10 protein-coding genes are annotated in these 13,548 nt (G+C 35.9%); 7 read left to right on the top strand and 3 right to left on the bottom strand.

Annotated features, from left to right (window positions below; translation table 11 throughout):
• Positions 1 to 42: 42 nt before the first annotated feature.
• Genes M3L71_RS00615 through M3L71_RS00605 form a run of 3 tightly spaced genes read right to left on the bottom strand, consistent with a single transcriptional unit; the run spans position 43 to position 2,041 of the window.
• Positions 43 to 642, bottom strand: coding sequence for an SCO family protein (locus tag M3L71_RS00615; protein WP_280143701.1), 600 nt, complete (start codon positions 640 to 642; stop codon positions 43 to 45).
• 35 nt (positions 643 to 677) lie between these two features.
• Positions 678 to 1,382 (bottom strand): DNA polymerase III subunit epsilon, encoded by a 705-nt coding sequence (gene dnaQ, locus M3L71_RS00610; protein WP_264374568.1) that lies wholly within the window; start codon positions 1,380 to 1,382, stop codon positions 678 to 680.
• Positions 1,382 to 2,041, bottom strand: coding sequence for a Tim44/TimA family putative adaptor protein (locus M3L71_RS00605; protein WP_280143700.1), 660 nt, complete (start codon positions 2,039 to 2,041; stop codon positions 1,382 to 1,384). The genes dnaQ and M3L71_RS00605 overlap by 1 nt, the downstream gene beginning before the upstream one ends.
• A gap of 164 nt (positions 2,042 to 2,205) precedes the next feature.
• Here M3L71_RS00605 and secB point away from each other — a divergent pair, with 164 nt between their 5' ends.
• The 7 genes from secB to nuoG all read left to right on the top strand — a co-directional run bounded on the left by secB (position 2,206) and on the right by nuoG (position 13,540).
• Entirely contained in the window at positions 2,206 to 2,709 is a 504-nt protein-coding gene (secB, locus tag M3L71_RS00600) for a protein-export chaperone SecB (RefSeq protein WP_264374570.1), read from the top strand.
• 14 nt (positions 2,710 to 2,723) lie between these two features.
• On the top strand, positions 2,724 to 5,348 hold the full coding sequence (gene acnA, locus M3L71_RS00595; RefSeq protein WP_280143699.1) for an aconitate hydratase AcnA: 2,625 nt from the start codon (positions 2,724 to 2,726) through the stop codon (positions 5,346 to 5,348).
• 127 nt (positions 5,349 to 5,475) lie between these two features.
• Positions 5,476 to 8,616: a bifunctional proline dehydrogenase/L-glutamate gamma-semialdehyde dehydrogenase PutA gene (gene putA, locus M3L71_RS00590; RefSeq protein ID WP_280143698.1), complete on the top strand. Its 3,141-nt coding sequence runs from the start codon at positions 5,476 to 5,478 to the stop codon at positions 8,614 to 8,616.
• A gap of 166 nt (positions 8,617 to 8,782) precedes the next feature.
• The gene (locus tag M3L71_RS00585) at positions 8,783 to 9,424 is read left to right on the top strand and encodes a protocatechuate 3,4-dioxygenase (protein WP_064085711.1); all 642 of its coding nucleotides are present in this window, start codon (positions 8,783 to 8,785) and stop codon (positions 9,422 to 9,424) included.
• Positions 9,425 to 9,559: 135 nt separating this feature from the next.
• Complete coding sequence (locus tag M3L71_RS00580) at positions 9,560 to 11,017, top strand: leucyl aminopeptidase (protein ID WP_280144074.1); 1,458 nt, start codon at positions 9,560 to 9,562, stop codon at positions 11,015 to 11,017.
• Positions 11,018 to 11,273: 256 nt separating this feature from the next.
• Entirely contained in the window at positions 11,274 to 11,486 is a 213-nt protein-coding gene (locus M3L71_RS00575; protein WP_264374574.1) for a hypothetical protein, read from the top strand.
• A gap of 5 nt (positions 11,487 to 11,491) precedes the next feature.
• Entirely contained in the window at positions 11,492 to 13,540 is a 2,049-nt protein-coding gene (gene nuoG, locus M3L71_RS00570) for an NADH-quinone oxidoreductase subunit NuoG (protein ID WP_458695216.1), read from the top strand.
• Positions 13,541 to 13,548: the final 8 nt, after the last annotated feature.

Raw genomic sequence — 13,548 nt, 5'->3', positions numbered from 1 at the left:
TAACATAAATTTTAAGTAAGTGAATAGCGAATACTCTTTAGTTCAGTTTACATATTTTTTTATCTCAGCCAAAATCTTATCAGATTGACTTTCATCTGAATTTAAATCAGCGACAAAGTGTGTGACATATTTTCCTTCAGGGCCAATAAGGTATATTATTGAAGAATGGTTAATTTCCTCTTCCCCATCTGTTTTACTTGCATATACTTTATACTTTGCAACTACTTCGTCTATTTTTTGTCTTTCACCAGTTAGCATTTGTATTCTATGGTCAAATTGCTGCTGAAATTCTTTAAGCCTTTCTGTATTATCGCGCTCAGGATCAACTGTGATAAAAAATGTTTGTAGCTTGTTGTCAGTTTTCTCGTCTAACTTTGCAAGTGTTTCTGAAATTATGCCGAGATTCATAGGGCAAATTCTTTTACATGAGGAAAATCCAAAAAAAATCATCATATACTTATCTTTGAAATCACTACTGCGTACTATTTGCCCGTTTTGGTTAATCAAAGAAAAATCCCCACCTATTTTAATTTCTGTATTGTATGGGACAAAGATGCCTTTCTTAGTAAAATAACAATAACCTAAGAAGACAGCTGCTAATGCTATTAGTAGACTAGACAATAACCTTATAGACTTTGCCATTAAAGCGTTCCTAATAAAATTAAATCATATATTAACTAGTTGACTGATTCAACATATTCCTTCCAAAGTGGATTGTTAATTTTGTCTAACAGTTTCTTATGCTCATCAAATTCTTCACTACTTGGTGAGTGTTCTCTGCGAGCTAAATTTCGCACTTTGTGCTGGATAAACGTGGAGTTATTGTCCTGATCACATTCATTATTAAACAGAAAGGTTTGCAATCCTCCTGTAAGCTCAACATAGACCTTTGCAAGCAATTGAGCATCAACTAATGCTCCGTGTAACTCTCTACCTTCCAGAGATATATCAAAACGTTTACATAATGCATTTAAAGAAGCAGGTGACCCTATGAATTTTTTTCTTGCAAGTGGCAATGTATCTAGCACTCTATCTGAGGAAATTAACCTAGCATTTAACTTGCCTAATTCCATATTAAGGAACTTAACATCGAACTCAGCATTATGAATTACCAAAATGTCATTAGATATGAAGTCAAGAAATTCAAGTGTAACATCTGAAAATAGTGGTTTATCTTCCAAAAACTCCTCACTAATACCATGAATCTTAAATGAGTGGTAAGGTATATCTCTTTCTGGATTAAGATATCGATGAAATGTTTTGCCTGTTGGAATACGATTAATTAATTCCACACATCCTATCTCAATAATTCGATGACCAGACTCAGTGTCAAGACCTGTAGTTTCAGTATCAAGTACTATTTCTCGTAGCCTACTTTCCATCAGTTGTCATTTGTTGTTAAATTTTTATCATTACTTGCCTTCTTATAGTTAATAGAAACAAGTAACCAAGTTGGGTCTGATGAATTAATATTTTTTTTGAATTGCCATACATCCTCAACTTTGTTAATGGTAGACATACTACCTGATATGATGTCTCCTTGATTATTCTTAACAAAGTTAATTTGCTCTGAAAGGAAATATACTGCGACAAATATTACGTTTTTTACTAGTTTTATTTCTAAGATCTTTTGTGAAACGATAGAAACAATTATAGACTCGTGTACCTCTTTACGATGTTTAATTTTGTCCACAAAGCTGTTATACAAATCTTTGTCCAGAAGGGATTTTAATTGAGGTAAATTTCCTTGGTTAAAATATTTAATTATTAATTCAAAAGCTATGCTTGAACCTTCGATAAAATTGGAAATAGAGAAATCTCTGTTTTTTTGTAATATTTGTTCATAAGTAGCTTCTATTGAACTTTTGTCATTGCTATAAATATAATCTTCCATATTTTCTACTACATCCTCTTTACTTTGACTTACATCCAATACACCTGTTAGCTTTTTTAGGTTGAGACTGGCTGATTTTCCTAAAGAATTATATAAGCGTGAAAAAATAAACGCCGCTAGTAAAGTATATATTACAAGCTCTATCATGGTAACTTAACCCCTTGGTATATAAAGTATCTAAATATTATTAATTTTTGATAAAAATATGTTTTGCATATTAGCCTATAGTTAGGTTTGCTATTCGTTTATAAATGAATATATTATATAAGAAAGTATTAAATATTTCAACTTAATTAAAGGAGAAGTAAGAAATGTTACAACACAAAATGAAAATTCATGGTCAGTATGTCAAAGATTTTTCGTTTGAGAATCCAAATTCGCCATTCCTTCCTTCTAGTAAAGCTCCTGATATTAATGTAATGGTTAATATTAATTCAGCAAAATTAGAAGGAACAGAAAATAAAAAAGGAATAAGTGAAGAAAAGCCTTTTCATGAAATTACTTTGCATATAGAAGCCAAAGCAACGGTAAAAGATGAAGATGTAAAAGATGATATAGCTTTCATTTGCGAGGTAAAGTATTGCGGTATTTTTTCAATAGAAAACTTTACAGAGCTAAGTGAAGAAGAGGTGAGACAAGCTTTATTTATTGGTGGACCTACTTTTCTTTTCCCTTTTGCAAGAGAAATAATTGCAAGAGTTACAAGTGGTGGTGGATTTCCCCCACTGATGCTAGATCCTATAGATTTTGAAACTATATATGAGCAGCAAGGTCAACAACAAAAAAGTAACGGTAGTAATTCCAATTTTAACTAATATGATGTAACCTGATGAATAATTCTTTAAACGCAAAAACTACTTTAAACATTGACGGGAAGTCATACAACTATTTCAGCCTAAGTAGTGCTAGTGAATTTTTAGAAATAGATGTGACTAAGTTGCCCTGCTCGCTTAAGGTTCTGCTTGAAAATTTATTGCGCAATGAAGATGGAGTAAACGTAAAGCTGGATGACATAAGAGTGCTAGCAGACTGCGTCAATAAACACACTAATCACGAAATTAGCTATAAACCAGCAAGGGTGTTGATGCAAGATTTTACAGGGGTTCCTGCTGTTGTTGATCTAGCTTCGATGCGGAGCTATGTAAAGCAAAATGGAGGAAGCCCGAGTAACATAAACCCATCTGTACCGGTTGATCTTGTGATTGACCATTCTGTTCAAGTAGATAGTTATGGAAGCACTTCCGCATTCAGTAAAAATGTTGAGCTAGAAGTAAAAAGAAATTTGGAGAGATATCAATTTTTAAAGTGGGGAGAGTCGTCCTTCACAAATTTTAGAGTAGTACCACCAGGTACTGGAATTTGCCATCAAGTAAACCTTGAGTATTTAGCGCAAGTTGTGTGTAATAATGATGGGGTCATATATCCTGACACTTTAGTTGGTACTGACAGTCACACTACAATGATTAACGGGTTATCAGTCCTTGGTTGGGGTGTTGGAGGCATAGAAGCTGAGTCTGTGATGCTTGGTCAACCAATTAGTATGGTGATTCCAGAAGTAGTTGGATTTAAATTAATTGGCAGACTACCGGAAGGAGTAACTGCCACTGATTTAGTGCTGACGGTTACCAGTATCCTAAGAACAAAAGGTGTTGTTGGTAAATTTGTAGAATTTTATGGTGATGGTTTAGATTATTTATCTCTAGCAGACAGGGCCACTATAGCTAACATGGCCCCAGAGTATGGTGCAACTTCTGGGTTTTTTCCAATTGATCAGAAAACACTCGATTATTTACATTTAACAGGGCGACCAGAAGAGCTGATCAAATTAGTTGAAGTCTATTCAAAAGAGCAGGGATTGTGGCGTAGCAGTAATGAGTTAGCATTTTTTGACACACTAGAGCTTGATTTATCAAGCGTAAAGCCAGTGATGGCTGGTCCTAAAAGACCACAGGATAAGATTTTCCTTTCAGAAGTAGCGGAATCTTTTTCTACATCTTTTCCTATTAATGAGACAAACAGACCTCCGTTGGAACCTATCTATGGCGATCAGCTCCACAGTGGCAGCGTAGTGATTGCAGCAATAACAAGCTGCACTAACACCTCAAATCCAAGTGTGATGATTGCTGCAGGTCTTGTAGCTCGTAATGCAATTAAACTTGGATTAAAATCAAAGCCTTGGGTTAAAACTTCTCTTGCTCCAGGGTCACAAGTTGTGACAGAATATTTAGAAAAGTCTGGATTGCAGGTAGATCTAAATGCTTTGGGTTTTAATCTAGTTGGATATGGCTGCACAACTTGCATTGGAAATTCTGGTCCACTTAATAAGGATATAGAGGATGATATAAAAAACAAAAACTTAACTGTTGCTGCAGTTTTGTCTGGCAATCGTAACTTTGAAGGAAGAATTCATCCGTTAGTCAAAGCTAATTACTTGGCATCTCCGCCACTTATTGTTGCATATGCACTTGCAGGCACTGTGCAAATTGATTTGACAAAAGATTCAATATGCAAAGATAAGAATGGAAATGATGTCTATCTCAAAGATATATGGCCAACAAATAATGAAGTTGAGAGCTGTGTTAAAAGTGTTGTGACGCGTGAAATGTTCATACAAAAGTATAAGGATGTTTTTTCTGGTGATGAGCATTGGCAAAAGATAAAGTGTGAGAAAGGTGAAATCTATGATTGGGACGCGAAAAGTACTTATATACAAAACCCTCCCTATTTTGATAATTTATCTACTAAGAACAATGGAAGCAACATAGTTGATATAAAGAATGCGCAAATACTAGCGATGTTTGGCGATAGCGTCACTACCGACCACATTTCCCCTGCTGGAAATATTGCCTCAAATAGTACTGCAGGCATATATTTAAAAGGTCTTGGAGTTGAACCGCAAGATTTCAATTCATATGGATCTCGCCGCGGTAACCACAACGTAATGATGCGTGGAACCTTTGCTAATATCAGAATAAGAAATAAAATGGTGAGCGCTGAGGGTGGCTATACAAAACATATTCCTTCTCAAGAAACTATGTCAATTTTTGATTCAGCAATGCAATATAAAAGAGAAGCTGTTCCATTAGTTGTTATTGCAGGACAAGAATATGGTACAGGTTCAAGTAGGGATTGGGCAGCAAAGGGTACTGCATTACTGGGAATTAAAGCTGTGATTGCAGAAAGTTTTGAACGCATACATAGGTCCAATTTGGTCGGTATGGGTGTTCTTCCACTTGCATTTCAGGATGGAGTAACGAGAAAGGTATTTGATGGTAGTGAGATAGTGAGCATAAAAGGTGAAGTAGTACCAAATGGAAATCTAGAATGTATCATTAAAAGAAAGGATGATTCAGAGCAATCCATTCAACTCAAGTGCTGTGTACAAACTGCAACTGAGGTTAAGTACTTGATGAGTGGTGGAGTGTTGAGCTATATACTTGCGCAGTACTTTTGAGCTATCACAGTGATTAACTAGGTTTTTTGAATCGATTCTGGCTCTTTATTTAAATAATAATTTATTCGATGCAAAGTTATGATATAATCTTACCTTACATATGGTAAAGGGTGTTTTATAGATAATTATGATTAGCTCTATACAAGAACCTAATGAACTCAGAAAACGTTTACAAGGATTTTATCGTACTGATGAAAAAATCTGTGTACGTTATCTTGTAGAAAAAGTAGAACTTTCGGTTGATTCGAAAAACAGAATTTACAATATTGCAAAACAAGTTATTGAAAAAATCAAACACAATAAATTAAGTATTGTAGATTCCTTTATGCAGCAATATTCGCTTTCCAATGATGAAGGAATAGCGTTGATGTGCCTTGCTGAATCGCTACTTAGAATACCAGATGATTACACAATAGACGAATTGATCAAAGATAAAATTACCAACCAAGAATGGAATAAACACTTGGGGCGTTCCTCTTCATTGTTTGTTAATGCTTCCACATGGAGCTTGATGATAGGTAGCAGTATATTGAGAGATAATGAAGGCGATTCGAAGTTCTATTACGCAATTTCTAAGTTACTTAAGAATTTAGGAGAACCGATCATTCGCAAAGCAGTAAAACAAGCAATGTCTATGCTTGGTAATCATTTTGTTGTTGGAGAAACCATAGAAGAAGCTTTAAGATATGCAAAACTAGATGACAATAGTAAGTTTTTATACTCTTTTGATATGCTTGGCGAAGCTGCTCACACAGCTGAAGATGCAGAAGAGTGTTTTGATTCATACATGCACTCAATAAAAGCTATAGGTGCAACTACTGAAGTGAATGATTGTTTTAAATCCCATGGAATTTCAATAAAACTTTCTGCTTTGCACCCACGTTATGAATTTGGTCAATTTGACCGAATTGCTGGTGAGATATTTACTAGGGTTTTAGAGCTCTGTCGTGAAGCAAAAAAATACAACATTTCACTATGCATAGATGCAGAAGAATCAGAAAGACTTGAGATGTCATTAGTTTTATTCGAGCAACTGCGTCTTGATGAGTCACTTTCTCAGTGGGGAGGGCTTGGCTTGGCTGTACAAGCATATCAAAAACGTGCTTTATCTGTGATTGATTTTGTTGAGGATGTTGCTATCCGATCAAAGCATAAAATTATGGTGAGGCTTGTGAAAGGTGCATATTGGGACTCAGAAATCAAGTGTGCACAAGAGCTAGGGTTAAGTGGTTATTCAATATTTACAAGAAAAAGCTATACTGATGTATGCTACCTTGCGTGTGCACAGAAGCTTTTAAGCAAAGTAAATCACTTTTACCCATGCTTTGGAACTCATAATGCCTATACTTTTGCTACTATAATAGAGCTTGCTGACAAAGATCATCCTGGATTTGAGTTTCAGCGTTTACACGGAATGGGTGAGGATTTATATGATTATGCAATGTCAGAACTTGCAACAAGCATCAGCTGTCGTATATATGCACCAGTTGGTAAACGTAGTGATTTATTACCATATCTTGTTAAGCGTCTTCTTGAAAATGGAGCTAATAGTTCGTTCGTCAATCAAATAAATGATCCTAACGTTAAAATTGAAGAATTAGTCTCGGATCCATTAGAAAAAGCTAAAAGCTTAGAATATGAGCCTCATCCAAGCATCCCGTTGCCACGAGATATTTTTGGAGAGGAAAGAAAAAACTCCTTGGGGATGGATATTAGCGATTCAATTGCAGTTTCACAATTTGCAAATGATATAAGGGAATTTAGTGAAAAGAAATGGCAAGTTGGCCCAATAATTGATGGAGAGTCGTTTCTTGAAAGTGCGGAATTTACCGAAGTAGTGAATCCTGCACATTTGGAAAATGTAATTGGAGAAGTGTCAAGTGCAACAAGTGCTCAGGCTTTAAATGCTCTTGAAATAGCACATAGTGCTTTTACTAAGTGGCAGAATGTTTCAGCAGAAGAGCGCGCTAAATGCCTTGAAAAAGCTGCAGATTTGCTTGAGGAAAGGATGAAAGAGTTAATTTGTATTCTGATTGTAGAAGCAGGAAAAATTTTATCCGATGCAATAGCAGAAGTAAGAGAGGCAATCGACTTTTTGCGCTATTATGCAATGATAGCAAAAAATGAACTGAATGACTGGAAAAAATTGCCAGGTCCAACAGGTGAAGATAACTTCATCTTTTTTGAAGGCAGAGGAGTGTTCTTATGCATATCACCGTGGAATTTTCCACTCGCTATCTTCATTGGACAGGTTTCAGCTGCACTTGTAGCAGGTAATGCAGTGCTGGCAAAACCGGCAGAGCAAACGCCGATTATTGCCCATGAAGCCGTTAAGATACTACATGAAGCTGGAATACCAAAAAATGTGCTACACCTTATTCCAGGGGATGGTTGGTATTTAGGTAAAACATTAGTACCAGATAATAGAATTTCCGGTGTAGCTTTTACTGGTTCAACACAAACTGCTCAAATAATTAATCGAATGCTTGCTAGTAGAGATGGTCCTATTGTGCCACTTATCGCTGAGACTGGTGGATTAAATGCTATGATTGTTGATAGTTCTGCTCTTTTAGAGCAGGTAACTAAGGATGTTTTAATTTCTGCATTTCGCAGTGGCGGTCAACGTTGTTCTGCTCTCAGAGTGCTATTTATTCAAGAAGATATAGCAGAAAAACAGATAAAAATGATATGCAATGCAGCTCAAGAACTAAAGATAGGTGACCCAATACAACTGAGCACAGATATTGGTCCAATAATTGACAAAGCATCTATTGATATGCTCACTAAACATACGGAAAAAATATCAAGGGATGAAGATTCAAACCTTTTGTCCAAAGTACCCATGGATACAAATTCTTATAATGGTTATTTCTTTCCTCCGTACATTTATGAGATACAAAAAATTTCGCAATTAAAGCAAGAAGTGTTTGGGCCTATTTTACATATCATGCGTTTTAATAAGTCGCAGTTAAATGAAGTTATAAGTGATATAAACAATACAAGATATGGACTTACGTTTTCTTTGCAAAGCCGTGTACAAAGTCAGATCGATTTAATAAGCAAGAAAATATCAGTTGGAAATGTATACATCAATCGCAATCAAATAGGTGCAGCAGTTGGAGTGCAACCATTTGGCGGTAGAGGACTGTCAGGTACCGGACCAAAAGCTGGTGGTCCTAATTATCTGCAACGTTTTTCTATAGAAAAGGTTGTAAGTGTCAACACTACAGCATGTGGAGGTAACATTACACTTGCGTGTTTGGATTGATTTGCAATTTCTAAATTGGAAGTCCGTGCAGTTGTGTATGCAGTACTAAAACCTAAAACTCATACACTGAAAGGATAGTTGTGATTCTAAGGAGGCTTCAAAGAAAGTCTTGTCTTTAATAAAAGAAAAAGGTTGCTATAATTCTGATAAAAGCACTATAAACAAAATGAATGTAAAAAATATCTTATTAGCGTTTTTAGTACAATTTATATTCGATTTGTCATTATTTGCGGCTGATCCTATTTTGCTTAATTGTATTGAAACTCCAGGGATTTATGATCTTGAAACAAGGCCAAAAAGCTTTAACTCTTCAAATAATTTAAGAAGAAAACCTGGCTCTCCAAATAATGCAGCAGGAGAATTAATAAATGTAGTGGGTAGAGTTACTGATGTAAATTGCTTACCGATACAAAATGCTGTGGTTTCTATATGGCACGCAGACTCACTTGGCATGAGCTATTATGATGAAAATGTGGAGCTTGATCCAAATTTTGCTGGATCGGGAAGATTTGTAGTAAATAACCTTGGCTATTATAATTTTATTACAATAGTACCAGGTAAAATTGGTGATAGGGCTCCACACATAAACTTTTTGGTCCAACATCCAGATTTTCCAGAATTCACAACACAAATGTTTTTTGCTGATCATAATTGCGATAACTGTGATGATCTTCTTCTTGGTAATCTTATTGAGAGTGGACTTGCAAGCCTTCTGATAGCACCATTTACTTATAACAATCAGGCCATGAAGACCTACACATTTAATATAACCCTAGGTGGGCATAACAAATTTTCTGATAAAAGATAAAGCCCTTGCATATCAGGGGAGTTCATAGTAGTCTTAAGCGCTATTGCACTTAAAATGTATATGAAAAATATCTTACTAATGTTTTTACTATGTTTTATGTGCAGCTTACAATTATTTGCAACGGAGATGTCAACGATGAAGATAACGATTTCTAAAGCTTTACCCGATTTTGAGACGCTAGTGGTAGGTTTGTTTGAGGGTGATAAGCTCATAACTAATGTTCTACAAGATAAGCAAGCTATAGATAACATCAAGAAATTTAGTGGTTTTAATGGAGGTTTTGGTGAATTTTTCTCCGTTACTTCATCAGAGGGAAAAAATATTATAGTTGCTGGTCTTGGAATGAGAGATGAATGGGATGAAAGCAAAGGATTAAATATTGGTGGTAAAATATATTGTGAGCTAAGCAGATTAAGAATCAAGCGAGCAGCTATTTCAATCGAGCGCAGTACAGCAAATGTTGCATATGGAGCATTTCTGCGCAGTTTCAAGTTTAATAAGTATAAAACTAAAAAGGATGAAAAAATTACAGAAGTAGAGGAAATTACATTATTAGTAAAAGATGAACAGTTAAGTAGCATTGAAAAATCATTTGAGCGTTTAAAACACGAAGGTGAAGGTATCTTTCTTGCACGTGCTTTTACTACTGAGCCACCTAATATTTTATATCCAGAGTCTTACGCTAATCGTATAAAAGCTGAACTTACTAAACTTGGTCTTGAGGTTGAAGTGCTTGATAAAAAGCAAATGGAAGAGAAAAAAATGGGAGCCCTGCTTGGAGTAGCACAAGGAAGTAGTAAAGAGCCAAAGTTAGTGGTGATAAAATGGAATGGGGCTTCTCAAGAACAAAAACCAATAGCTTTTATAGGCAAGGGTATAACGTTTGACACTGGTGGAGTGTCACTTAAACCCTCACGCGGTATGGAGTCAATGAAATATGACATGGCAGGTTCTGCTACTGTAGTTGGAGTGATGCGTACTCTAGCTGGGCGAAAAGCAAAAGTAAATGCAATTGGTATTGTTGCACTTGCAGAAAATGCAGTGGATGGTAATGCTCAAAGACCGAGCGATGTAGTCACTTCAATGTCTGGACAAACAATAGAAATATTAAATACCGATGCAGAGGGAAGACTAATACTTGCGGATGCTTTATGGTATACACAAGATAGATTTGCACCGAAGTTTATGATCGACCTTGCAACTTTAACTGGTGCTATAGTGGTTGCACTGGGAAATAATGAATATGCTGGTCTTTTTTCAAATAACGATGAATTAGCGAATCATCTGATTGATGCAGGAAATGAAGTAAATGAGAAATTATGGCGCTTTCCTATGAATGAAACTTATAACAAAATTATTGATTCGCCGATTGCTGATGTGCAAAATATAGCTCCTGCAGGTTCTGGTGGAGATAGTATAATGGCTGCACAGTTTCTACAGCGTTTTGTAAACGACACTTGTTGGGCACATTTAGACATTGCGGGCGCTGCTTGGCATGAAAAAGGCACTGATATTTCTCCAAGAGGGGCAGTAGGTTTCGGTGTAAGGTTGCTCAATAAATTACTTGAAAAATACTATGAGGTTAATGATTAGGGATATTTGTATTGGGTTTATGGCTTAATTCATGGCTACATGATTGTCTCTTTACAAGGCGTAGAAAATGATATCATAAAAGTAACTCGCACTTTCTTTTTGGAGGATTCTAAAGTTACGAACTTGAGCAGCATTAAGAAAGTATTTTTGTTCAAATGATGATTGTAATGATGATCTATTAAAACTTTAAAGCCATTTAGTATTGACGCTATATACTTAAGTGTTAAAATAAAATGAGAAGTTTTTAGGAGTTTATATGGCAGTAGGTGGAAAAGCAAAGACAGCTAGTAAAAATAACCCTACTCAGCGTAAGAAAGCCGAGCAAAAAATGTATAAAGATAAACCGGTAAAACCTGTTAGATATATAGATCGTGACTCGCGCATGAATTATATGTCTGCTCAATATGAAAATGGCAATCTAGTTGAAGATGAGGTAAGCGGCAATCCTATAAAGTGGGAAGCTGTATAGTAGTTGTGGTTAAAGTTACTATTAATTCTAAGGAATGTGAAGTAGAGCATGGGCTCACTATAATTCAAGCTTGTGAAGTTGTGGGCGTTGAAGTTCCGCGGTTTTGTTATCATGAGCGTTTAGCAATTGCTGGTAACTGCAGAATGTGTTTGGTTGAAGTTGAGGGTGGCCCTCCAAAACCAGTAGCTTCTTGTGCAATGCCAGTTGCAGAGGGTATGGTTATTCACACGGATACTCCCAAGGTAAAAAAGGCGCGTGAAGGAGTGCTCGAATTTTTACTAATTAATCATCCACTTGATTGTCCAATTTGTGATCAAGGTGGTGAGTGCGATTTGCAAGATATAACAATGGCTTATGGGAAAGGAATAAGCAGACTTGATGAGCATAAAAGAGCTGTGCCAAAAAAACATTTTGGTCCACTGATTGGAACTGCAATGAATAGATGCATTCATTGTACTCGATGTGTTAGATTTTTGTCCGATGTTGCAGGTACAAATGAACTTGGAGGAATTGGCAGGGGAGAAAATATAGAGATTAGTACTTACATAAAAAGGCATATTAGCTCTGAATTATCTGGGAATATTATAGATCTCTGCCCGGTAGGGGCTTTAACTTCAAAGCCTTACTCCTTTACAGCGCGTCCATGGGAGCTATCACATTGTGAGACTATAGATGTGCTAGATGCTGTGGGAAGTAGCATTAGAGTTGATTATCGTGGCCTGGAAGTTATGCGAATATTACCAAGGCTGAGCGAAGAGGTAAATGAAGAATGGATATCAGATAAAACCCGTTTTGCCTATGATGGACTAAAAGTTCAGCGTCTTGATCAACCTTATGTAAAAAAAGATGGTAAATTAGCCCCAGTTGATTGGAATGAAGCACTAACTGTTGCTGCAAAGAAATTAAAGAATACAAAATCAAATAAAATAGCTGCAATTGCAGGTGATTTAGCAGATTGTGAGTCTATGCTTCTACTCAAAGAAGTGATGCAGAAGCTCGGCTCGGGGAATATAGACTGTAGGCAAGATGGAGCAAAGCTTATACCAAATAATCGTGGGTCATATGTATTCAACACCACTATTGAGGGTATAGAAAATGCAGATTTATGTCTGCTTATAAATACAAATCCAAGAATAGAAGCACCAATAATTAACGCAAGATTGAGAAAGAGATATTTACAAGGTAATTTCACTATTGCAAATATTGGTCCTAATCTTGAATATCTATATAATGTTGAAAGATTAGGTGATGGTCCAAACGTTCTAAAAGAAATAGAAGAGGGAAATCACAAATTCTGCGAGTTACTGAGTGCGGCTCAGAACCCTATGCTAATTATCGGTCAAGATGCATTAATAAGAGATGATTCTGAATCAGTTTTAGCTCTAGCTGGCAAAATTGCAGAAAAATTTAACATGATCAGAGATGACTGGAATGGCTTTAACGTACTGCATAAGGCTGCAGCAAGGGTTGGTGGACTCGATATTGGATTCGTTCCTAGCAAAGGTGGAAAAGACATTAATCAGATGCTAAAACAGGCAGAAAGTGGTGAGATAGAAGTAGTTTATCTTCTTGGCGCAGATGAAATTGATATATCAAAGTTAGAAAGTACATTTGTAATTTATCAAGGCCACCATGGTGATAGGGGAGCGCATATAGCAGATGTCATTCTACCTGGATCTGCATACACAGAAAAATATGCAACTTATGTAAATACTGAAGGGCGAGTACAGAGAACAAATTTAGCTGTTTTTCCTCCTGGTGAAGCAAAGGAAGATTGGTTGATTATAAAAAATTTATCCCAATATTTGGGCCTTTCCTTACTATACGATAATTTATTTGATGTGAGGAAGAAATTATACACTATTGGTCCACAGTTTAGAGATGCTGACCAAGTGGTGAAAAACAAATGGGTACCAATTACCTGTGATGAAATAAAATTAAGTAATATCTCTTTCACTCTAAAAAAGTGTAATTTTTATATGACAGACTCAATAAGTCGCGCTTCAAAAATAATGGCAGATTGTACTAAGGATTTTTATGAACACTCTACTTAATATTTTAT

It is taken from the genome of Wolbachia endosymbiont of Frankliniella intonsa (genome assembly GCF_029856955.1).
Classification (GTDB): Bacteria; Pseudomonadota; Alphaproteobacteria; order Rickettsiales; family Anaplasmataceae; genus Wolbachia.
Note: the sequence above shows the minus strand (reverse complement) of the source record. Positions and strands in the feature narration are given on the sequence as shown.